At 63.2% G+C, this 23,001-nt stretch carries 19 protein-coding genes; 8 read left to right on the plus strand and 11 right to left on the minus strand.

What is annotated here, in order from left to right; all coding sequences use genetic code 11:
- Nucleotides 1–102: 102 nt before the first annotated feature.
- Together secG and tpiA are read right to left on the minus strand one after the other, a co-directional pair.
- Entirely contained in the window at nucleotides 103–549 is a 447-nt protein-coding gene (secG, locus tag NKI22_RS16330; protein WP_023717707.1) for a preprotein translocase subunit SecG, read from the minus strand.
- 163 nt (nucleotides 550–712) lie between these two features.
- Nucleotides 713–1,480 carry a triose-phosphate isomerase gene (gene tpiA, locus NKI22_RS16335; protein ID WP_023717708.1) on the minus strand — a complete coding sequence of 256 codons (768 nt, stop codon included), beginning with the start codon at nucleotides 1,478–1,480 and terminating at the stop codon, nucleotides 713–715.
- A gap of 142 nt (nucleotides 1,481–1,622) precedes the next feature.
- Between tpiA and NKI22_RS16340 the strand changes: the two genes are divergently transcribed.
- From NKI22_RS16340 to NKI22_RS16360, 5 genes are read left to right on the plus strand one after another with little or no spacing between them, the layout of a single operon-like run.
- Nucleotides 1,623–3,515, plus strand: coding sequence for a SurA N-terminal domain-containing protein (locus NKI22_RS16340; RefSeq protein WP_352816207.1), 1,893 nt, complete (start codon nucleotides 1,623–1,625; stop codon nucleotides 3,513–3,515).
- Nucleotides 3,512–4,522, plus strand: a complete 1,011-nt coding sequence (trpD, locus tag NKI22_RS16345; protein WP_352816209.1) for an anthranilate phosphoribosyltransferase — start codon at nucleotides 3,512–3,514, stop codon at nucleotides 4,520–4,522. The genes NKI22_RS16340 and trpD overlap by 4 nt, the downstream gene beginning before the upstream one ends.
- 4 nt (nucleotides 4,523–4,526) lie before the next feature.
- Nucleotides 4,527–5,339 (plus strand): indole-3-glycerol phosphate synthase TrpC, encoded by an 813-nt coding sequence (gene trpC / locus NKI22_RS16350; RefSeq protein WP_352816211.1) that lies wholly within the window; start codon nucleotides 4,527–4,529, stop codon nucleotides 5,337–5,339.
- Between the two features lie 2 nt (nucleotides 5,340–5,341).
- On the plus strand, nucleotides 5,342–5,848 hold the full coding sequence (moaC, locus tag NKI22_RS16355) for a cyclic pyranopterin monophosphate synthase MoaC (RefSeq protein ID WP_023717712.1): 507 nt from the start codon (nucleotides 5,342–5,344) through the stop codon (nucleotides 5,846–5,848).
- Nucleotides 5,848–7,053 (plus strand): molybdopterin molybdotransferase MoeA, encoded by a 1,206-nt coding sequence (locus NKI22_RS16360; protein WP_352816213.1) that lies wholly within the window; start codon nucleotides 5,848–5,850, stop codon nucleotides 7,051–7,053. The genes moaC and NKI22_RS16360 overlap by 1 nt, the downstream gene beginning before the upstream one ends.
- 7 nt (nucleotides 7,054–7,060) lie before the next feature.
- Here the strand turns inward: NKI22_RS16360 and NKI22_RS16365 are convergent, their stop codons facing one another.
- Both NKI22_RS16365 and kynU read right to left on the minus strand, forming a co-directional pair.
- A complete protein-coding gene (locus NKI22_RS16365; protein WP_352816214.1) occupies nucleotides 7,061–7,891 on the minus strand; it encodes a hormone-sensitive lipase in 831 nt (276 codons plus the stop codon).
- Between the two features lie 95 nt (nucleotides 7,892–7,986).
- On the minus strand, nucleotides 7,987–9,234 hold the full coding sequence (kynU, locus tag NKI22_RS16370) for a kynureninase (protein WP_352816216.1): 1,248 nt from the start codon (nucleotides 9,232–9,234) through the stop codon (nucleotides 7,987–7,989).
- Between the two features lie 471 nt (nucleotides 9,235–9,705).
- On the opposite strand from kynU, the gene lexA reads away from it, so the two are divergent.
- Nucleotides 9,706–10,437, plus strand: coding sequence for a transcriptional repressor LexA (lexA, locus tag NKI22_RS16375; RefSeq protein WP_352790155.1), 732 nt, complete (start codon nucleotides 9,706–9,708; stop codon nucleotides 10,435–10,437).
- Here lexA and NKI22_RS16380 read toward each other — a convergent pair.
- Entirely contained in the window at nucleotides 10,431–12,896 is a 2,466-nt protein-coding gene (locus NKI22_RS16380) for a ComEC/Rec2 family competence protein (protein WP_352816218.1), read from the minus strand. The two genes, lexA and NKI22_RS16380, sit on opposite strands and share 7 nt — an antisense overlap.
- Before the next feature lie 96 nt (nucleotides 12,897–12,992).
- On the opposite strand from NKI22_RS16380, the gene gltX reads away from it, so the two are divergent.
- Nucleotides 12,993–14,414: a glutamate--tRNA ligase gene (gltX, locus tag NKI22_RS16385; protein WP_352816219.1), complete on the plus strand. Its 1,422-nt coding sequence runs from the start codon at nucleotides 12,993–12,995 to the stop codon at nucleotides 14,412–14,414.
- 178 nt (nucleotides 14,415–14,592) lie between these two features.
- Complete coding sequence (gene gltA, locus NKI22_RS16390) at nucleotides 14,593–15,921, plus strand: citrate synthase (protein WP_023717718.1); 1,329 nt, start codon at nucleotides 14,593–14,595, stop codon at nucleotides 15,919–15,921.
- 88 nt (nucleotides 15,922–16,009) lie between these two features.
- On the opposite strand, the gene lpxB is transcribed toward gltA, so the two are convergent.
- From lpxB to bamA, 6 genes are all read right to left on the minus strand, one after another.
- The gene (gene lpxB / locus NKI22_RS16395) at nucleotides 16,010–17,176 is read right to left on the minus strand and encodes a lipid-A-disaccharide synthase (RefSeq protein ID WP_352816221.1); all 1,167 of its coding nucleotides are present in this window, start codon (nucleotides 17,174–17,176) and stop codon (nucleotides 16,010–16,012) included.
- The gene (locus tag NKI22_RS16400) at nucleotides 17,166–18,068 is read right to left on the minus strand and encodes an LpxI family protein (RefSeq protein ID WP_352816223.1); all 903 of its coding nucleotides are present in this window, start codon (nucleotides 18,066–18,068) and stop codon (nucleotides 17,166–17,168) included. The genes lpxB and NKI22_RS16400 overlap by 11 nt, the downstream gene beginning before the upstream one ends.
- 6 nt (nucleotides 18,069–18,074) lie before the next feature.
- Nucleotides 18,075–18,908, minus strand: coding sequence for an acyl-ACP--UDP-N-acetylglucosamine O-acyltransferase (gene lpxA, locus NKI22_RS16405; RefSeq protein ID WP_352816225.1), 834 nt, complete (start codon nucleotides 18,906–18,908; stop codon nucleotides 18,075–18,077).
- Between the two features lie 13 nt (nucleotides 18,909–18,921).
- On the minus strand, nucleotides 18,922–19,386 hold the full coding sequence (fabZ, locus tag NKI22_RS16410) for a 3-hydroxyacyl-ACP dehydratase FabZ (RefSeq protein ID WP_023717722.1): 465 nt from the start codon (nucleotides 19,384–19,386) through the stop codon (nucleotides 18,922–18,924).
- Nucleotides 19,379–20,437, minus strand: a complete 1,059-nt coding sequence (gene lpxD / locus NKI22_RS16415; protein WP_352482670.1) for a UDP-3-O-(3-hydroxymyristoyl)glucosamine N-acyltransferase — start codon at nucleotides 20,435–20,437, stop codon at nucleotides 19,379–19,381. Before lpxD ends, fabZ begins: the two co-directional genes overlap by 8 nt.
- 182 nt (nucleotides 20,438–20,619) lie before the next feature.
- Nucleotides 20,620–22,974: an outer membrane protein assembly factor BamA gene (gene bamA / locus NKI22_RS16420; RefSeq protein ID WP_352482671.1), complete on the minus strand. Its 2,355-nt coding sequence runs from the start codon at nucleotides 22,972–22,974 to the stop codon at nucleotides 20,620–20,622.
- Between the last annotated feature and the right edge of the window lie 27 nt (nucleotides 22,975–23,001).

A 23,001-nucleotide genomic window follows, 5' to 3' on the forward strand; every position in this document is an offset into this window, starting at 1 on the left:
CGGAAGCGCCTCAAGCGTAGGGCGCGGTCGAATCTTCGTGATTGTGCGGCATTTGCCGCGACTGTGTTCAAACGACAACAGATCGCGGCATCAGATGCCCGATTACTGGTTGGGGACCTGCGGCGTGGCCGGCGCGGTGGCGCCGTTTGTCGCTGGCGGCGTCGCCGGGGCTGTTGCCGGAGGCGTCGTTGCCGCGCCATTGCCGGACGGCGGGGTCGGCGCCGTGTTGCCTGAAGGCGGCGTCGTGGTGCCGGGCAATTGGTTGAGTACGCCCTTGCCTGCTCCGTCCGAGCTCGCCGGGACGCGATCGAGAATGTCGATCGGCTTCTCGCCATAGCGCGCGACGATCGACAGTGTCAGCGAAGTGACGAAGAAAGCCGCGGCCAGGATCGCTGTCGCCCGCGTCAGCGCATTGGCGGCGCCACGCGCGGTCATGAAGCCCGATCCGCCGCCGATGCCGAGACCGCCGCCTTCGGAGCGCTGCAGCAGCACCACGCCGACAAGCGCGAGCACGACCATGAGGTGGACGACGATCAGTACGGTTTCCATAATTTATCCTGGCAAGGCCTTGCGCGGCCGCTGATTTGGAGGCGGCTCAATACAATGCTTTGACGGCATTTCCAAGCCCGTGGCCGGAATATGGGAAGCAATGCGTCCTTTGCAACGATTCTGGCGCCGGCCGTCCGCTCAAATCCGGCAAGCAGTCCCGGTATCAAGCGATGTTTCGATAGGCTTCCGCGATGCCGAGGAAGTCCGCTGCCTTCAGGCTGGCGCCGCCGACCAGCGCGCCGTCGACATTCCTGACGCCGAGCAACTCGACGGCGTTGGACGGCTTGACCGAGCCGCCGTAGAGAATGCGCATCTTGGCCGCCGTATTGCCAAGCTTCCGCGCCAGTTCTTCACGGATATGCGCATGCGCCTCGGCGACGTCGGCGGCGGTCGGGGTCAAGCCGGTGCCGATCGCCCATACCGGCTCATAGGCAATGACGCTGTTGGACGCCGTGGCGTTTGGCGGTACCGAGCCCGCAACCTGGCGCGACAGCACGTCAAGCGTGGCTCCTGCTTCGCGTTCGGCTCTTGTCTCACCAATGCAGATGATAGCCACCAGCCCGGCGCGCCATGCGGCGGAGGCCTTGGCCTGCACTATGGCATCGTTCTCCTTGCGATCAGCACGGCATTCGGAATGGCCGACGATGACATGGCTGGCGCCTGCATCCTTCAGCATCTCCGCCGAAATACAGCCGGTATAGGCGCCGCTTTCCTCGGTGTGGCAATCCTCACCACCGGCCCGGACCGGCGTGCGCGACAGAATCTCGGCGGCGTGCGCAAGCAAGGTCGCCGGCACGCAGACCACGGCTTCGGTCTCGGCGTCGAGCCCGCTCATGAAGCCGTTGCCGATCATCCTGAGCTCGTTGAGCGAGGCGCTGGTCCCGTTCATTTTCCAGTTGCCGGCGACGAGCGGGCGGATTCCAGGCGTCATGGGATTTGTTTCTCCGGGCAATTTCCAGCTGGCTCTCACTATCAAAATCAGGCCACAAAGCAATCGACAGTGAGCAGGAAGGGCGCTATTGCGCTTGTTTCAGACTCGGCGCATGCGAAATGCGCAAAAATCGGAAGTACTCATGCTTGGTATGTTGAGAAGCGCGGCGGGGACCTGGGTCGCGAAACTGCTGCTGTCATTGTTGGTGTTGAGCTTCGCCGTCTGGGGCATCTCGGGGCGGCTGATGGGCGGTCTTGCCGGCCATGACGCCGTGATTACGGCCGGAGGCACCAAGGTCTCGATCAACGAATACCGCCTCGCCTACGATCGCCAGCTCAGCGTAATGTCGCAGCAATTCGGCCAGCGCATCAGCCGTGAGCAGGCGACGGCGCTCGGCATCGACAACCAGGTGCTGGCGCAACTCGTCTCGGGCGCCGTCCTCGACGAGCAGGCCCGCAAGCTCGGCCTTGGCCTGTCCAAGGACCGGCTGGCCGAACTGACCCGCGAAGACCCGGCGTTCAAAGGGCCTGGCGGAACCTTCGACAGGCGAACCTTCGAGTACCTGCTCCGGCAGATCGGCATGCGGCCGGAGGACTATCTGAAAAACCGCGCCCAGGTGGCGGTCCGCCAGCAGATCGTCGAGGCGGTTTCGGATGGCCTCAAAGCCCCGGATACATTCTTCAAGGCGGTCGCGCTCTATCGCGGCGAAGATCGCACAATCGACTACCTGACCTTGCCGAAATCGCTGGTCGAACCGATAGAAGCGCCGTCCGACAGCGTGCTTTCGGCCTATTTCGGGGAGAACAAGAAAACCTACGCCGCGCCCGAATACCGTAAGTTCTCCTATGTCAGGCTCGAACCGGAAGACATCATGGATTTGAGCGCAGTGACCGATCAACAGGTCAGCGACGACTACAACAAGAACAAGGCGCGCTACACCACGCCCGAGATGCGCACCATCGAGCAGCTTGTGTTCAAGACGCCTGATGCTGCCAAGGCGGCGCTCGATTCGCTCAGGACCGGCGCGACCTTCGACAAGATCGTCGCCGCCGAAGGCAAGACGCCGGCCGACACCCTGCTCGGCACGCTGGCCAAGGACAAGATCGCCGACAAGGCGGTTGCCGATGCTGCCTTCAAGCTCAACGCCAATGAAGTCAGCCCGGTCGTACAGGGCGCCTTTGGCCCCGTTCTGCTGCGCGTCACCGAGATCAAGCCCGAAGTGGTGAAGCCGCTGGCCGAAGTGTCCGAGCAGATCCGCAAGGATCTGGCACTGGGCGAGGCAAGTCGCATCTTGCTGGACGTGCACGACAATTACGAGGATACTCGCGCCTCCGGCAGTTCGCTCGCTGAGGCAGCTGCCAAATTGAAGCTGAAGGTCGTTACCATCGACGCCATCGACCGCACCGGCCGAAGGCCGGATGAAAGCATCGTCAAAGACCTGCCGGAATCGCCGGCGCTCATCAAGGCGGTGTTCGAATCCGAACCCGGAACCGACAATGAAGGCCTCACCACCGCCGATAACGGGTTCGTCTTCTACGACGTAAGCGCGATCACGCCGGCCCGCGACCGCACGCTGGACGAAGTCCGCCAGAAGGTCGTGGCCGACTGGACCGCGGCGGAGACCACCAAACGGCTTACCGCAAAGGCACAAGAGCTCGAGAAGCGTCTCAAGGCCGGCGCCACGCTCGAGGTGATCGCCGGTGAGCTCAAGCTCGAAAAGCGGACCAAGCGCGGTGTCAAGCGCGATGCTGACGACGTCGATTTCGGCAAGGAAGGGGCCGCCGCGATGTTCGGCGTCGGCGAAGGCGGCACCGGGCTAATCCCCTCGCCCACGGGCGACGGACAGATCCTGTTCAAGGTTGCCGAGGTATTCGAGCCCGCCGGGGCCGACGCCAACTCAGTACCCCAGGACGCGCAAAAATCCTTCACCTCCGGTATGTCCGACGACCTGCTCGACCAGTTGGTGGCGCAGTTGCAGACGCAATATGACGTCCGCATCGATCAGACGGCCGTAACCCAAGCCCTGGCCAGATGAGCGCGCTGAAGATCCACATCGCCAAGGTCGCCGCCGGTAGCGCTCTTTCCTTCGAGGAGGCGCGCGAGGCCTTCGACATCATCATGTCCGGTGACGCCACCCCCGGCCAGATCGGCGGCTTCCTGATGGCATTGCGGGTGCGCGGTGAGACCGTCAGCGAGATCGCCGGCGCCGTCGCCACCATGCGCGCCAAGATGCTGCGCGTCGAAGCCCCCGAGGGCGCCATCGACATTGTCGGCACCGGCGGCGACAATTCGCACAGCGTCAACATTTCGACCGCATCCGCCTTCGTCATCGCCGGCAGCGGCGTGCCCGTCGCCAAGCACGGCAATCGCGGACTGTCCTCGCTGACCGGCGCCGCCGATGTTCTGATCGCGTTGGGCGTCAAGATCGACATCCCTCCGGAGACGATCGGCCGCTGCATCCACGAGGCCGGAGTTGGCTTCATGTTCGCGCCGGCGCACCACCCGGCGATGAAGCATGTCGGCCCGACCCGGGTCGAGCTCGGCACCCGCACCATCTTCAACCTGCTGGGTCCGCTTTCCAATCCGGCCAGTGTCAGACGGCAGATGGTCGGCGTGTTCCTGCCCGAATGGATCATGCCGGTGGCAGAAACGTTGAAGGAGCTTGGTGCCGACCATGCCTGGGTCGTCCATGGCGACGGTTATGACGAGATCACCACCACCGGCGAGACGCAGGTCGCCGAATTGGCCGGCGGCGAGATCCGCAGCTTTGTGCTGACCCCGGAAGCGGTCGGGCTGAAGCGTCACACCAAGGACGAGTTGCGCGGCGGCGACGCCGCCCACAATGCCCAGGCTCTGCGCGACATGCTGGGCGGCGCCGCCGGCGCCTTTCGCGACACGGTGCTGATGAATGCCGGCGCCGGGCTGGTGGTGGCCGGCAAGGCGACGACACTTACCGACGGCATGGTGACGGCGGCGCAGGCCATCGACAGCGGCCGCGCGCTGAAAGTGCTCGACAGGCTGGTCGAGATTTCGAACGGTTAGAACTATGTCCGACATCCTGCGCAAGATCGAGGCTTACAAGCGCGACGAGATCGCGGCGGCCAAGGCGCAAGTGCCGTTTGCCGAGATCAAGGCACGGGCAACGGACGCCGAAGCGCCGCGCGGCTTTCTTTCCGCCCTTGAAGCAAAGCGCCAATCCGGCAGGTTCGCGCTGATTGCCGAAATCAAGAAGGCTAGCCCATCCAAAGGCCTGATCCGCGCCGATTTCGATCCGGCGGCGCTGGCCAGGGCCTATGCGGAAGGCGGTGCCGCCTGTCTTTCGGTGCTGACCGACGCACCCTCTTTCCAGGGGGCGCCCGCGTTCCTCAGCGATGCGCGCGCTGCCGTCGAGTTGCCTGCCTTGCGCAAGGATTTCCTGTTCGATCCCTATCAGGTCTACGAGGCCAGGGCATGGGGCGCCGATGCCATACTGATCATCATGGCCAGCGTCGACGACGCGTTGGCAAGAGAACTCGAAGCGACAGCTTTCGGGCTCGGCATGGACGCGCTGGTCGAAGTGCATGACGAGGCTGAGATGGAACGCGCGCTGCAGCTGTCGTCGCGGCTGATCGGTATCAACAACCGCAATCTCCGGACCTTCGAAACCAGCCTCGAGACCTCGGAACGGCTGGTCGCGATGGTGCCCGCCGACCGCCTTCTGGTCAGCGAGAGCGGTATCTTTTCGCATGACGATTGCCGCCGGCTGGAGCGGAGCGGCATCGCCACTTTTCTGGTCGGTGAGAGCCTGATGCGTCAACAGGACGTGGCCGCTGCAACGCGCCTGCTTTTGACGGGCAAGGCGCCGGCAGAGGCGATCTGAGGATGGCGGCCGCCCTCACCCATCTTGGCGCGCGCGGCGAAGCCAACATGGTCGATGTCGGCGACAAGGCTGAGACGGTGCGCACGGCAGTCGCGGAGGGCTTCGTGTCGATGCGGCCCGAGACGCTGGACATGATCCTCGCCGGCGATGCCAAGAAGGGCGACGTGCTCGGTACCGCGCGTATCGCCGGCATCATGGCGGCCAAGAAGACGCATGAACTGATCCCGCTCTGCCATCCACTGCTGCTGACCAGGATATCTGTCGATATCGAGCCGGACGCAGCTTTGCCCGGCCTGAAGGTCACAGCATTGACCCGCGTCACCGGCAAAACCGGCGTTGAGATGGAGGCCCTGAGCGCCGTCTCGGTCGCTTGCCTGACCATCTACGACATGGCCAAGGCGGTCGACCGCGCCATGGTCATCTCCGGCATCAGGCTGGTTGAAAAGACCGGCGGCAAATCCGGCGACTACAAGATCACCGAAGATGGGGTCACCGAGGCAGGCCGCTGATGGCGCTGGTCCCAGTTGCTGAGGCGCTCGAGCGCCTGTTGGACGGCGCAGCTGCACTGCAGGGCGAACGCGTCGCGCTGCTGGATGCCGCCGACCGCGTGCTGGCGGAGCCGGTTGTGGCGCTCCGCACCCAGCCGCCGTTCAACGCCTCCGCCATGGACGGCTATGCCGTGCGGGCGGCTGATATCGCGTCCTTACCAGCAAAGCTTTCGGTGGTCGGCATGGCGCCGGCCGGAAGCGGCTTTGCCGGGACGGTGCAGCAGGGGCAGGCCGTCCGTATCTTCACCGGCGCGCCGCTTCCCGAAGGCGCCGACACCATCGTCATCCAGGAGAACGTCCGCGATCTCGGCCGCGGTGTCGTCGAAGTGACGGAGCCGACGGTGCAGGGGCGAAACATCCGCCGCCTCGGGCTCGATTTCGCCAAAGGCGACGTCCTGCTGCACAAAGGCCGCCTGCTCGACCCGGCGGCCTTGTCGCTGGCGGCATCGGCCAACCACCCCGAGGTCGGCGTGGTCAAAAGGCCGTTGGTCGCCATCATCGCCACCGGCGACGAATTGCTGCCGCCGGGCAGCGAGCTTGGCCCCGACCAGATCATCTCCTCCAACGCCTATGGTGTCGCCGCCGCCGCACAGTCGGTCGGTGCGCGAGTGCTCGACCTTGGCATCGCGCCGGACCGCAGGGAGGCGATCGCTGCGCTGGTGGAAAAGGCCGTGAAGGCTGGCGCGAACGTCATCGTCACGCTGGGCGGTGCCTCGGTCGGTGACCACGATTTCGTCCATGACGTGCTGACCGGGCAAGGCATGACTCTCGATTTCTGGAAGATCGCCATGCGGCCGGGCAAGCCGCTGATGTTCGGGCGGCTGGGCGACATTCGCTGCATCGGCTTGCCCGGCAATCCGGTGGCGAGCCTGGTCTGCACCCAGCTCTTCCTGAAGCCGCTGCTGGCGCGGCTCGGCGGCCGCGCCTTTCAGCAGGATATGCGTGAGGCACGGCTCGGCGCTGCCATGCCGGCCAACGATCTCAGGCAGGATTATGTGCGGGCTGTTGTCAGCGCTGACGCCGGCACGCTCGTGGCGACGCCGTTCAGCATCCAGGATTCCTCGATGCTGAAAATGCTGGCCGATGCCAACGGGCTGATCGTCCGTGCGCCGTTCACGCCCGCCGCGGCGGCGGGCGCCGCTTGCGACGTGCTGATGCTACGCTGAACCTGCCTCACTCCGAGATCAAGGTCCGGGTCAGCGGATGGTCTGGATCGGCCAAACCGTCGATGATGTTGAAATGATGCCGGTCAGGCTCGACCACCGAACTGGTCGCGGCACCCAGGCCGATCCAGATGTTGGCCAGCAACGCGCTCTGGCGCAGGAATTCGGCGCGCTCGCCGCCGCCGGCCCAGCAGGTCAGGCGGGCCTTGTCCATCGGGCGCAGCAGCACCGGGCTTTCGGCCTGCGCCTCGGCCTCATCGATCGCCAGCGTCTCGTTCATGCCGGTGCGCATGATCGGGCGCAAATCGTGCACACCCGAGATCGATACGACATGGCGAATGCGCCGGACAATTTCGGGCGCCAGCGGCGTCGTCGTCGTAACCATCCGGCTAACAAGATGGCCACCGGCCGAGTGTCCGGTCAGCATCAGCGGCCCTGCGACCATCCCCGCCGCCTTGCCGATCGCCGCGCCGACTTCCTGGACGATGCCGCCAATGCGCATCTGCGGACAGAGCGTGTAGGACGGCGTCGCCACGGCATAGCCGCGATCAACAGCGCCAGCGGCAAGATGCGACCAGAAACTCTTGTCGAATGCCATCCAGTAGCCGCCATGGACGAACACCACGAGCCCCTTGGGCTTGGTGGCCGGCAGGAAAAGATCGAGCCGGTTGCGTGGGCCATGGCCATAGGCCATGTCGAGCCGCGCCCGGCCCTCGGTCGAAAGCACGTCGCGAAAAACCCGCGCGGGCTCGACCCAGGCCGCCGGCCAGCGATCGCTGCCGGCTATGTTGGCGCCGTTGGCATAGGCGTTGTCCCAATCGGCAATGTGACGTTCGAACACCCTGCGCCCTCCCCTGGCAATATGGCCTTGCAACGAGCGTGAGCATCGCGCGGCGCGTCGTCGCCAGCCTCACGATTCCAGCTCTCGCATCAATCTCAAGTGACAGCCGCCTTGATGGCGAAGCGCGCATCCTTCCACGCACCGGTGCGCAGGATGTCCTCAAGCACTTCGACGGCCTGCCAGACATCGGCATAGCCGACATAGAGCGGGGTGAAGCCGAAGCACATGGTCGATGGCGCGCGAAAATCGCCGATCACGCCACGTTCGATCAGCGCGCGCATGATCTGGTAGCCATGCTCGTGCATGAATGAAATCTGGCTGCCGCGTTTTTCCCCGTCGCGCGTGCTTTCGAGCGTTAGCCCGTAAGTGCCGCACTTTGCCTCGACGAGCTCGATGAACAGATCAGCCAGCGCGATGCTCTTCTTGCGCACCGCCGTCATGTCGACATCGTTCCAGATGTCGAGCGCGCCCTTCAGCGTGCGCATCGACAGGACCGGCTGGGTGCCGCACAGAAACCGGCGGATGCCGGTGCCGGCCGCATAGCCTGGCTCGAAGGCGAAGGGCCGTGCATGGCCCCACCATCCGGTGAGCGGCTGCTGGATGTCGGCAAGATGCCGCTCAGCCGCATAGATGAAGGCAGGCGCGCCCGGTCCGCCATTCAGATATTTGTAGGTGCAGCCAACGGCAAAATCGGCGTTTGCCGTGTCGAGCTCGACTGGCATCGCACCGGCGGTGTGGCAGAGATCCCAGACGATCATCGCCCCGGCTTCCTGGGCCCTGCGCGTCAGCGCCGGCATGTCGCGCAGTTCGCCCGACTTGTAGTTGATGTGGTTGACCAGCACCACGGCGGTGCGTTCGTCGATCAGCTCTTCGATGCTCGGCGCGTCGACCCCCGAGAGGCGCAGCAGCGTATCTTTTCGCGTCGAAACCACACCCTCAGCCATGTAGAGGTCTGTCGGAAAACTGTCGCCCTCGGCGACGATGACCTGCCGCTCCGGCCGCATGGCCATGGCGGCGTGCAGCAGCTTGTAGATGTTGACCGATGTCGTGTCGCAGACCACCGTCTGGCCGGCCGCGGCACCGATCAGGCGCCCGAGCTGGTCGCCGAGTTCGAGCGGCATGTTGAACCAGCCAGCCGTGTTCCAGGCGCGGATGAGATCATGCGCCCATTCTTCGGTCGCTGCCTTGCTCAATTCATCGAAAGCTGCACGCGAAGCGGCCCCTAGCGAATTGCCGTCGAGATAGATCACTCCTTGCGGCAGCACAAAGCGGTTGCGCATCGCGCGCAGCGGATCTGCAGCATCCATCGCCCTTATGGCCACGAGATCGCGAATTCCTGTCATGATTTGTCTGCTCCCCCAAGATTCACCGCAACGCCGGACACGCATCGACGGCATCCATCGGTCACGAGCGGTTCTCCATTACCTGGTATCGCGCAGCAAGGCTCCACCGGCGACAAGTTGCCTGACCACGCGGTGGAAACCAGGAGCCAAGCCAACCCAAGGTTGGCGTTTTGAGTTCGTTTCGTTCACGGTGCATTGACCAAACCGCACAGTCGATACGGCTTCAATTCCGTGCCCTTTGCCGGCTGAAGGCCGATACCAGTGCCGCCTTCTGGGAACCCAGAGGCCGCAAACGAAAGCAGAATCAAGGCGATGACGCCCGCGGCGGTGAAAATGCAGCGTTCCGGTTTGGTGAGTGGTATCGTTTCCCGAGCCCTAACACATTCATTAAACTTTAAACAGTTGCGGAACACAACTGGAACAGATAGTGTTTGTTCTGGGTTTGTTTTTCTGATTCTGTTGGGGGTCGCTATGCTGACACGCAAACAACACGAACTGCTTATGTTCATCCACGAAAGGCTGAAGGAAAGCGGTATCCCGCCCTCCTTCGACGAGATGAAGGAAGCGCTCGACCTGGCTTCCAAATCGGGAATCCACCGGCTGATTACGGCGCTGGAGGAGCGCGGCTTCATTCGCCGTTTGCCCAACCGGGCCCGTGCACTGGAGGTGCTGCGCCTGCCCGATTCGATCGCCCCCGGCCTCAATGCGGCACGCAAGTTCTCGCCGAGCGTCATCCAGGGCAGTCTTGGGCAAGGTCCTCGGCAGGGCAAGCCGACATCGTCGCGGATGCCTGCAGCCGGCAATGACGACGATGTCGTCGCCGCCGTGTCGATCCCGGTGATGGGCCGCATCGCCGCCGGTGTGCCGATCGATGCCATCCAGCACCAGACGCATTCGATCTCGGTGCCGCCGGACATGATCATGGGCGGCGAGCATTATGCGCTGGAGGTCAAAGGCGATTCGATGATCGAGGCTGGCATTTTCGACGGCGACACGGTGATCATCCGCAATGCCGATACGGCGAGCCCCGGTGAGATCGTGGTGGCACTGGTCGACGAGGAAGAAGCGACGCTGAAGCGGTTCCGCCGCAAGGGCGCCTCGATCGCCCTGGAAGCCGCCAATCCGGCCTACGAGACGCGCATCTTCGGACCAGACAGGGTCAAGGTGCAGGGCAAGCTCGTTGGGCTGATCCGCCGCTACTGAGCTGCGCCCTTGGCGCCGGCTTTTGGCTTGTCGGCTCTGCGGTATGGCGGCATGCCCCGCGCCGCGCGTGAAAATTTCCGCTGCACGTGCCAGGGCCGGTATGATTTTTCGACGGCGAAGCGGATTTCGGCGCGTGTTGCCGCTTGTGGATCGAAATAGACGGCCGCACTTCCCGCGCGCGCCAGTTGCCGTTTGGTGACGACGAGGACCAGCCGGTCGTAGTAGCAGGGATTATGGGCGGTGGCGTCGTCGATGACGATCAAGCTGGCAAAGGCGCAGGCTGGCCGTGCAGTATCGCGGTCATTGGCTAGCGCGATGATCGCGCCGGATGGATGCCTGGCAAGGCAGAGACCGTCCGTGCAAATGAACGGCATGCCCGGCGGTAAGTCGGCCGGATCGGCAATGTCGAATTGCGGATCGTTCTTTCCAGGTGTTTCCGGCGCGACGATAGCCTCTGATGTGAGCGCGCGTTTCCAGTTGTCGATGGTGAACTCATTCGGGCGTGCCCGGTTGACCGCGAGTTCACCGCTGCCGATCGGCAGCGCGACGAGCCGTGCGTCCTCCGAGATCAATACATCGGGTACGCGCGTCTGCGTTGTCGTTAGCAAGCCGGCGAGCGCAAAAGGAAGGGCCACGAGCCGCAACCAGGTCGTCGCCATGCTGGCAATGACGAGGGCGATCGTCACCAAAAGGACAGATCTCAGCGAAATCAGCCCGACCGCATCGATCGGCGAGCGCTCGGAGATCCACCCGGACAGGGCGATCATCGCCGTCAGCCCCTTGCCCATCACGTAGAGGAAAGGCCCATCCGCGCCGAACGGCATCGCCAGCGCACTGAGGACGGCGAAGGGCATGACGACCAGTGAGACGATAGGCATGATGGCCAGATTGGCGAACAGGCTGAGCGGCGCCACGCGCTGGAAATGCCATATGGCGAAAAGCGCCGTGGCGCTCCCTGCAATGATCGAGGTCATCGCCAGGCCGCCCATGCCCAGCAGTACCTTTCTAGTGGCAAAGCGTAGCGGCGACCGCCGGGGCGGCGGCGTGGTGGCCCCGCCGGCGCGGTAATCGGACCAGCCTGCATAGGCGCCGACAAGGGCCGCCGTCGCGGCGAAGGACATCTGGAAGCTCGGACCGACCACCTCGTGCGGCGACACCAGAATGACCGCGATGGCCGAGATCGCCAGGTTGCGCATGGTGAGCGCGGCCCGGTCGAACAGCACGGCGATAAGCATCACCGCCAACATGATGAAGCTGCGTTCGGCCGCCACCACAATGCCGGAAAAGACGAGGTAGGCCGCAATCGAAAAAAGCGCGGCGGCCGCCGCGTATTTCTTGACCGGCCGTCGCGATGAGAAATCGGGAAACAGCGCAAAGGCGCCGCGCAGCAGCGCCATAATGGTGCCGGCGACCAACGCCATATGCAGCCCCGAGATGGAGATGATGTGGTAGATGCCGGTACGCCGCATCGCTTCGTTGATCTCCTCGGGAATGCCGGCGCGCACGCCGACGATCAGCGCAGCAGCAATCTCGCCCTCGGCGCCGCCGATGCGGCTGCGGATATGGTCGGCGATGGATTCGCGCGCGTCTTCGATCGCGGAAGAAAGCCGCGCGGCAAACGGCATGCTGCTCGACGACACGACTTTCGGATTGCCGAGAAAAAAGCCGCTGCCGCCGATACCGGCAAAATAGCTGTCGAAGGAGAAATCATAGCTGTCGGGCCGCACCGGCCCGGTCGGCGGCAGCAGCCGCACATAGCCGGCGATCTCGGAACCGGCGGTCAGCTCAGCCGGTATTTTCATCGCCGAAACGCGGACCCGTTCCGGCATGTAGCGCAGTGTCGGCCTGGCAGTTGAGATCACATCGATCGTCAGCCTGATGCGGCCGCTCGCCATGGGCTCGAACGATACGACGCGACCCGTGAGGCGCGTCGAGATTTCGGAACCGAGCATATGCGTTCCGACACGCCAGGTCTCGACCTTGGCGGCAAGCACGCCAAGCGCGCAGAGCAACGCCGCCATGAAGCACAGGCGGGTTCTGGGCCACGACCGCGAGGCGACGGCACAGAGGGCTGCCAAGGCGACGATTGCGATCGGCTGTGGAAAGGCCGGCTCCACCGCCAGCGCAAAATATACGACCACCCCGCATGCGAGGAACACCGGCACCAGCAGGAAGGCGACCCCACGGTCGAGCTCCAGGCCGACCGCCGAGGTTACGCCGTTGCGGATACGGGACGGTGACGGGAGGCGGAAACGCCGGCGTAGGCGCACGATGGGCTCGGCCGCGGGCACGAGAACCGTTGCTGGGTCGCTCGCCGGCAGCGACGGGGCATCAAAGCGTGGAACCGGCAGCAATGCCGGTGCCGGCAGGACAGGCACGGGCGCGGCAAACAGCAAGCGTTCGCTGACGCCGCTGCCAACGTCCTCGCCCTCGCCCGCACCACGGCCTCGCACAGCCATCGGGTCTGCCCCTTGCGCCCTCGACCTCCTATGCTACATGAACGCGCAACGCGCGAAAGTCCGCAAACCCACTTCCTTCGCCTGCCTGAGAGTTCCATGCCCGACAAGGTCGTCACCCGTTTTGCCCCCTCGCCCACCGGCTATCTGCATATTGGCGGGGCGCGCACGGCGCTGTTCAACTGGCTGTATGCCAAGCACACAGCCGGCACGATGCTGCTGCGCATCGAGGACACCGACCGCGAGCGTTCCACCGATGCGGCAACCGCGGCCATCCTCGACGGGCTTTCCTGGCTTGGCCTGACATGGGACGGTGAGCCGGTGTCGCAGTTCGAGCGTGCGCCGCGCCATCGCGAGGTGGCCGAGGAACTCGTTCGCATGGGCAAGGCCTATTATTGTTACGCGACGCCTGCCGAGTTGGAGGCAATGCGCGAGAGCGCACGGGCCAAGGGGCTGCCTCCCCGCTATGACGGCCGCTGGCGCGATCGCGACCCCTCGGAGGCGCCGGCCGGCGCCAAGGGGGCGATCCGCATCAAGGCGCCGACAGACGGCGAGACGGTTGTGCATGACCGCGTCCAGGGCGACGTACGCTTTCCCAACAGGGATCTCGACGATTTCATTATTCTGCGCTCGGACGGCAACCCGACCTACATGCATGCCGTCGTCGTCGACGATCACGACATGGGCGTCACCCACATCATCCGCGGCGACGACCATTTGACCAACGCCGCCCGCCAGACGGTGATCTACCATGCCATGGGGTGGGAGGTGCCGTCGATGTCGCATATCCCGCTGATCCACGGTGCCGACGGCGCCAAGCTGTCGAAACGTCACGGTGCGCTCGGCGTCGAGGCCTATCGCGCCATGGGCTACCTGCCGGAGGCGCTGCTCAATTATCTGGCGAGGCTTGGCTGGAGCCACGGCGACGATGAGATCATGTCGATCGCCAACATGATCGCGTGGTTCGACATTGGCGACGTCAACAAAGGCGCCGCCCGTTTCGACTTCGCCAAGCTCGAGGCGCTGAACGGCGTGCACATGCGCCGCATGAACGACGCGACGCTGCTCGATATCTTCATCGCCACTCTGCCCTATCTCGAAGGCGGTCCGGCGATCGCAGCTAGCCTCGACAACAGACGCAAGGCCCAATTGCTTGCCGCTTTGCCGGGCCTGAAGGAGCGCGCCAAGACGCTGGTCGAACTTGTTGAAGGGGCTGCATTCCTATTCGTCGAGCGGCCGCTGCCGGTCGACGAGAAGGCGGGGGCGCTGCTCAGCGGTGACGCGCGCGCGATCCTGCAGGGCGCTCATGCGGCGCTGGCCACGGTTTCGGACTGGTCTGCCGCCTCGGCGGAAGCCGCGATCCGCGACTATGCGCAGGCCGGCGGCCACAAACTCGGCGCCGTGGCCCAACCTCTGCGCGCCGCGCTCACCGGCAAAAGCACCTCGCCCGGCGTCTTCGATGTGCTGGCCGTGCTTGGCCGCGAGGAAAGCCTGGCGCGGATTGCTGATCAAATCGATTAGGAAACTGGCCCAAGAAGATTGGCATTGAAAGGTGTGTTTCGCAGTGCAACATTGGGTCTTGGCCTAATCTGGCGCGCAGATTCAATTGCGGGCGCAAATGTGCGTATTCCGATGCTTTTGACGTGTTGGGTTCAATGTTTTGCCGTTGCCGGCCTGAGGAAACAAAAAGGAGCTTGCTATGACCGAACCTGCGACAAAGATGGAATTTGGCGGCAAAACCCAGGCGTCGACGGCAAAACTGGAACTCGACGGCAAAACCCATGAATTCAAGATACGAAGTGGTTCGGTAGGACCTGATGTCATCGACATCGGTTCGCTCTACAGCACCACCGGCGTATTTACCTACGATCCCGGTTTTACGTCGACGGCGAGCTGCGAATCGGAAATCACCTTCATCGATGGCGATGCCGGTATTCTCTTGCACCGCGGCTACCCGATCGACCAGCTGGCCGAGCACGGCGACTTCCTCGAAGTCTGCTATCTCTTGCTCTACGGAGAACTACCGACCAAGGCGCAGAAGGACGATTTCGACTACCGGGTGACGCGCCACACCATGGTGCACGAGCAGATGTCGCGCTTCTTCACCGGCTTCCGCCGCGATGCGCATCCGATGGCGGTGATGTGCGGCGTGGTCGGCGCGCTGTCGGCCTTCTATCACGATTCTACCGATATCTCGGACCCTTATCAACGCATGGTCGCCTCTATGCGGCTGATCGCCAAGATGCCGACGATCGCGGCGATGGCGTATAAATACCACATCGGCCAGCCGTTCATTTATCCGAAGAACGAACTGAATTTCGCAGCCAACTTCCTGCATATGTGCTTCGCCGTGCCTTGCGAGGAATACAAGATCAATCCGGTGCTGGCGCGCGCCATGGAGCGCATCTTCATCCTGCACGCCGACCACGAGCAGAACGCCTCGACCTCGACCGTCCGCCTCGCCGGCTCGTCGGGCGCCAATCCCTTTGCCTGTATCGCTGCAGGCATCGCCTGCCTGTGGGGTCCTGCACATGGCGGAGCCAACGAGGCAGCCCTGAACATGTTGGGCGAGATCGGCCATGTCGATCACATCCCGGAATTCATTGCGCGCGCCAAGGATAAGAACGATCCGTTCCGATTGATGGGCTTTGGCCACCGCGTTTATAAGAACTACGATCCGCGCGCCAAGATCATGCAGAAGACCGCGCACGAAGTCCTGGGCGAGCTCGGCATCAAGGACGATCCGCTGCTCGACATCGCCATGGAGCTGGAAAAGATCGCGCTGACCGATTCCTATTTCATCGAGAAGAAGCTCTACCCCAACGTCGATTTCTATTCCGGCATCACGCTGAAGGCGCTGGGCTTCCCCACTACCATGTTCACCGTGCTGTTCGCGGTTGCCCGCACCGTCGGCTGGATTGCGCAGTGGAAGGAGATGATCGAGGACCCGCACCAGAAGATCGGCCGTCCGCGCCAGCTTTATACCGGTGCGCCGGAACGGGATTACGTGCCGATCGCGAAGCGGTGAAGGTAGCGAGTAGCGAGTAGCGAGTAGTAGCTGAAGCAGCTTGGCTGTTACGGCCAGCACCATTTCCTATTCGCTACTCACTACTCGCTCACTTCCTCACCATGCCCATCACCACCCCCGCCGCCATCTCGCCTGACGGCTTGTCGGTTGCCATACGCCCGGCGATTTCGGCAAAACCGTCCTTCTGCCAGGCGCGGTAGGCGGTATCGGAGAATAGCGCCTCCAGCTGGCGCGCCAGATAATGCGGCCGCACATATTGGTTGTAGTGTTCCGGCACGACCGGCCGGTCGGCGATGAGATTGGGCAAGGCTGCGCTCCAAACTTTGATCAGTCCCTGCGCCATGCGCATGACCGGATCGAGCCGGTAGCAGGAGATCATCGGCACGCCCGCCAGTGCCAGTTCCAGCGATACCGTCCCCGACGCGATCAGCGCCGCATCGGCCTTGCCGAAGGCCTGCCATTTGCGTTCGGCATCGAGGATGATCTCCGGCTTCTCGTCCCAGCTCGCGACCGAGGACCTGACCAGGTCGGCGACGTGTGGCACCGTCGGCAACAGCAAGCGCAAGCGGTGCCCGCGCGCCCGCAGAATCGATACCGTTTCGCCGAACGGCCCGACCAGGCGCCGCACCTCGCCGCGGCGCGAACCGGGCAATACAAGCAACGTTTTCACACGGTCGGCGGAGAGGTCACGCGGCTGCGCCTGCGCCCTGGCGGCACCGACTATGCCCGGATCGTGTGCAAGGCGATGCCCGACATAGGTGCCGGGCGGCCCGCCCAGGCGAGCGAGTTCCTTCACTTCGAACGGCAGGATACAAAGAATGTGATCGACATATGGCTTCATCGCCGCCGCCCTGCCCGGCCGCCAAGCCCATACGCTGGGGCAGACATAGTGAACGATTGGGATCGTCGGATCGGCGGCACGCACCTTCTTGGCGACGCGCAGCGAGAAATCCGGACTGTCGATGGTGATAAGGCAGTCGGGCTTTTCATCGACAATCGCGTTTGCCGTCTGGCCGATCCGCCGCATCAGGCGCGGCAGGTCGCGCAGGATGGCGCTAAGCCCCATCAGCGCGATCTCGCTGCCGTCGAACAATGGCGCCAAACCGAGCACCTGCAAATGGCGGCCGCCGATGCCTACGAGCCGAACTTCGCGCCCGGTCATGCGCTTTAACGCCTGCACAAGATCGGCGCCAAGCAGATCGCCGGACTCCTCGCCGGCGACGACGGCTATCTTCAACGGCCGCTCATTCGCCATGCACCGGCTCCGCAGCAGGCAGGCCGATCACGAACAGGCCGAGCGCATTGGCACGCCCGATGGTGGCAGGACCTTCGAGCACCAGCGAGCGGCCGGCTTCGACGGCAATGCCGGCCAGTCCGGCGGCATGCGCCGCCTCGACGGTCAGCGGGCCAATGGAGGGCAGATCGGCACGCAGTTCCTGACCGGGCTTGGCGCATTTGACCAAAACACCACGGCTCCTGCCAGCCAGCCTCCCGTGCCCGCGTAATTGTTTTGTCCGCTCGAGCAGCCCGTCTGTGCCCTCGACGCCTTCCAGCGCGATGGCGCGGCCACCGACCGCAACAGCCGCCTGGCCAATATCCAGCGCGCCGATAGCTTTTGCTGCAGCGTGCGCCGCCTCGATGTCGCGCCAGTCGGATTTGCGTGGCGCGGTCTTGGTCAGCGGGCCTTCGGCGGCGACCAGTTCCGGCACGATCTCGTGAGCGCCGACAACCTTGATGCCGCTGCGCTCGATCCTGCGCACGAACAGTTTCAGCACCGTATCGTCCCCCCGGGTTACACCGACGAGAAGGCTGGGTAGCCAGGCGAGCAGGCCCAAATTGAGGCGCATGGCGCTAAGCCTGGGGCGGCGCGTAATATGACCCGCGGTCACCAGATGCGTAACGTGATGCCGCTTGAGCATCGGCAGCAGCGAGCCGACGTCCTCCAGCCTCAAGCTTGCCTGCTCATAGGGCTCGAAATCGGCTATGCGGTCGACCTCGCCCGCCGCCATGACGACGAAGGGAGGTTTGCCTTGCCGGGCGAGCGCTCGGGCAATTTCGACCGGGAGACTGCCGCCGCCAGCGATGATGCCGACCTTGGCATCTGGCGCGAGATCAAGGCCCTTTCCGGCAGCCTCAATCTTCGTCATCTGCCCTCAGTCTTCATCATCGGTATCGTCGCCGTCGCTACCCTTGAGCGACGGCACGGCGTAGTGCCGCTTGCCGCGACCGGCGATGAAGTCGACGATCTTCATGGCAGTCGGCGACGAGGCGAATTCCGCCTTGGCGAATTCGATGTTCTCGCCGACGGTCCGGGAGCGATCGAAGATCGTCTTGTAGGCTTTGCGCAGCAAGTGGATCTCCGAACGCGGCAGGCCGGCGCGCTTCAGGCCAATGATGTTGAGGCCGCGAAGGTTGGCACGGTTGCCAACGGCGATGGCGTAAGGAATGACGTCGCCGACGATCGCCGAGCAACCGCCGAGAAAGGCGTTATCGCCGATGCGGACAAACTGATGAACCGCGGTAAGGCCGCCGATGTAGACATTGTCACCGACTTCGCAATGCCCGCCTAACGTCGCTTGATTGGCGAAGGTGGCGTTCCTGCCGACCACGCAGTCATGTGCAATGTGGGCATAGGCGAGGAAATTGCCGTTGTCGCCGATCGTCGTTTCGCCGCGGCTGGAATCGGTGCCGAGATGCATGGTGACGCCTTCGCGGATCGCGCAGTTCTCGCCGATCACCAGCGTGGTACGGCCGCCCTTGTGCTTGGTGTTCTGCGGCGGCCCGCCCAGTATCGCCATCGGATAGACCTTGGTCGATGCACCGATGGTGGTCGCGCCCATCACCGACACATGGCTGACCAGTTCGACACGGTCGCCGATCACGGCGTCGGGGCCGACGTAGCAGAAGGGTCCGATGCGGGCGCCTTCGCCGATTTGGGCGCCTGCCTCGATGACCGACGATGGATGGATGACTGTCTGGATTTTCATTAGCATTCGTTTGTCAGCCGCTTGCGACCATCATTGCCGAGATCTCGGCTTCCGCCGCCTTGGTGCCATCGACGAGGGCCTCGCAGGCGAATTTGAGAAGATTGCCGCGTTTCTTGATTTTCTTCACATGAATTTTCAATTGGTCGCCTGGAACGACCGGCTTGCGGAACTTGGCGTTGTCGATGGTCAGGAAATAAACCAGCGACGGCTTTTCCGTACCGAGGCTGCGGATGCAGATGGCGCCGGCCGTCTGCGCCATCGCCTCGATGATGAGCACGCCGGGCATGACCGGCTGGTCGGGGAAATGACCTTGGAAATGCGGCTCGTTTATGGTGACGTTCTTGATGCCGATGGCGGATTCGTCGCCATCTATGTCGACAATGCGGTCGATCATCAAGAACGGATAGCGGTGCGGCAGGAGCTTCATCAGCCGCATTATGTCAACCGCTTCGAGCGTCGCCGCTGCGATCTCAGCCATTTCCCCCCTCACCCTGTTTGCGCGTCCGTGCAAGTCTGCGCAAGGCCGCTATCTCGCGCATGGCTTCCGCCATCGGCTGCGCCGGATATCCTCCCCAAATCTCACCTGCAGGCACATTGCTCATAAACCCGCTTCTTGCGGCAAGCTTGGCCCCGGACCCGATGGTCAAATGATCCGCAAGGCCGACGCCGCCACCCATGGTGACGTTGTCGCCTACCGTCACGGAACCGGAAATACCCGAAAGCCCGGCTATAATGCAATTGCGGCCGATGCGAACGTTGTGGGCGATCTGCACCAGATTGTCGATCTTGGTGCCCTGGCCGATGATCGTGTCGGACATGGCGCCGCGATCGACGGTCGTATTCGAGCCGATCTCGACGTCGTCCTGAATGATGACGCGGCCGATCTGCGGAACCCGCTCCGGACCCTTGGCGCCGGCAACGAAACCGAAGCCATCCTGGCCGATCCTGGCACCGCCATGGATGATGACGCGATTGCCGATCAACGCATATTGCACGCTTGCACCTGGACCGACATAGCCGTCGCGGCCGATCTGAGAGGAAGGACCGATAACCGCATGCGGGGCAATGACGGTTCCGCTGCCGATGGCAGCGCGCGGCCCGATGACCGCGCCTGCTTCGATGATCGCACCGGCCTCGACATGGGCGGTCGGATCGACATGGGCGTGCGGCGAGATACCGGTTTCGCCGGTCATCGGTCCAGGCGTTGCAGCCGCCGGGAAAAGCAGGCGCCCGACCATTGCGAAAGCCTGCTGCGGGCGCGGATGCACCAGCACCGCAATGCCCGCCGGCGCCTTGCCGGCAAATTCGGCGGGGCAGAGAACCGCTGCCGCCCGCAGTGACTGCATCAGCGCGAAATTGCGCCTCCCATCGACGAAGACAAGCGCGTTCTCGCCGCCTTCGTTGGCGGGCGCCAGAGCCTCGATCGATACATCGGAGAGACCGGAATCGACAAGCGTCGAGCCGGTCAGATTCGCGACTTCGCCGGCCGTATACCGGCGTGAGGGCGCGAAGAACACCGGATCGGTCATTCCAGAAGCAATATCCAGCTAGCGCATGACCCCGGAAATCGGAAGTCGATCCTCGGAAAGGATCATGCGCAAAAACAAAGTGCTACAACATCCTTTGCGTGTCCAATAGGACGCGCTGCGCTGTAGTGTCGGGTCACCGCCCATCCGGATCCAAACGAGCCGGAAGCATCGTTACCCGCACATCAGAAGCGGGTCGATATACCGAAGTTGAATTCCTGCACGTCGTCGGTCTTTTCCTTCTTGACCGGGATCGCATAGTCGATGCGGATCGGACCGAAGGGCGATGCCCACATCAGGCCGACACCGACAGAAGCGCGCCATTCCATTCCGGTTGTCGACTGATCGACGAGGCCACTTGCAATCTTGCTGCCGTAGAGCGTTGCCGCATCGGCAAACACTGCCCCGCGGAGGCCGAAGCTTTCCGGGATAACCGGCAGCGGGAACTGGGCTTCGGCCGAGGCGTTGAAATAAGTGGTTCCGCCGAGATGGTCGTTGCGGTTGTCCAAGGCAACCGGACCGATGCCACCATATTCGAAGCCGCGGATCATACGGTCGCTGCTCTGGAAATGGTCGAAGACACGTAGATCGCCGCCGCCATATCCCTGGACATGGCCGGCGCCGCCGGAAATGAGGCCTACCAGATCCAATTGTTCGGACAACGTCTGATAGATGCTGCCGCGCGCCGTGACCTTGATGAACTTGGCGTCGCCGCCGACGCCGGCCACTTCGGTGTTGACATTGGCATAAAGCCCGTCATGCGGGTTCTTCATGTCGTCGATGGTGTTGTAGATCAGGCCGAGGCTGACCGACGACTTGAGCCATGGGCTCTCGTTAACTCCGTTTTGGATCGCCTGGGAGACGTTGCAACCGGCCATTGGGTCGCAGTCTTCGTCGAACTCGTACTTCTCTTGCGCGATATTGTACGCGAGCTGCGTCGTGATGTTGTCGGTGATCGGCAGACCGAAACGCACTGTCGCGCCCGTCGTATCGCTGTCGTAATGGTCGTAGTTTCGGCTCTGCTTGTAGATGTCGAAGCCGGCCGCGATGCGCCGCCCAAGGAAATAAGGTTCGGTGAAAGAGAAGCTGTAGTCGCGCGAGTTCTTGCCGCCGCCCGCCGCCACCTTGATGAATTGGCCGCGACCGAGGAAATTGCGCTCACTGATAGAACCTTCGACGGACGGACCTGACGTTTCGCCACCAGTCGAATAGCCGGCACCGATCGAGAATTCACCGGTCGACTTCTCGACTACGTCGACCACCAACACGACCTGGTCCGGCTCAGAGCCCGGAACGGTGGAAATCTCGACTTTCTCAAAATAATCGAGCGCTTCCAGCCGCCTCTTCGCGCGCTGGATGAGAACCTGGTTGAACGCATCGCCTTCGCTGACATCGAATTCGCGGCGAATGACGTAGTCGCGCGTTCGATCGTTTCCGCGGATCTCGATGCGCTCGATATAGGCCTTGGTGCCCTGGTCGATTGTATACACAACCGAGATCGTGTGGTTTTCGAAGTTGCGATCGCCGCGCGGCGTCACCTGGGCGAAGGCATAGCCCGAACCGGCGACTTTCTCGGTCAGCGCGATGATCGTGTCCTCGACGTCCTTGGCGTTATAGACATCGCCCTTGTGGGTCTGGACTACCGATTCAAGCGACTTGCTGTCGACCTCGGGGATTGTGCTTTCGACACTGACATCGCCGAACGTATAACGCTCGCCCTCCTGCACCGTGATGGTGACGGTGTATTTGTTGGTGGTGTCGTCGAGTTCGCCGACAGCCGAGACGACCTGGAAGTCGGCATAGCCGTGATTGTAATAGAAGCGGCGCAACAGCTCTTGGTCGGCCCGCAGCTTGTCCTCGTCATAGACGTCGTCGCGCAGCACGAAGGAAAGGAAGGACGAGCGCTTGGTGGAGATGATGTCCGACAGACGGCGGCTCGAATAGGCGCTGTTGCCGACGAAATTGATCGCTGCGATCTGGGTGCGGCCGCCTTCGTTGATGTTGAAGACCACGTTCACGCGGTTATCGCCGAGATCCATGATCTGGGTGGTCACGGCGGCGTCGTCGCGGCCGATACGCCTGTAAGCGGCCTTGACCGCCTCAACGTCGGTGTCGAGTTGCTGTTGCGAGAAGGTGCTGCGCGGCTTCAATTGCACCGCAGCTTCAAGCGCGTTGTCCTTGAGCTTCTTGTTGCCCTGGAACAGCACCTGGTTGACGACCTGGTATTCGGAAACCTTGATGACCAGCGTCGATCCGACTTGGTTGATCTGCACGTCCGAAAACAGCCCGGTGCCGAACAGCGCCTTGACCGCATCGTCGATGTCGGAGCTGGAAAACGCCTTGCCCGGCTTGATCGTCACGTAATTGCGGATGGTGTCCGCGTCGACACGCTGATTGCCGGTGACTTCGACTCTGGAGACGACAGCCGCCTCGGCGGCCGATGTGGCAACGAACTGCACTGCGAGCGCGCCTGGTACAACCAGAGCGGCGGACATAGCCACCGCGGACGCGGCGCTCAGAAACTTGGATGCTGCCTTCATCGGGCTTTTGTACCTTTTCTCGAAGTC

Source organism: Mesorhizobium sp. M0778 (assembly GCF_040320105.1).
In the GTDB taxonomy this organism is placed as follows: domain Bacteria; phylum Pseudomonadota; class Alphaproteobacteria; order Rhizobiales; family Rhizobiaceae; genus Mesorhizobium.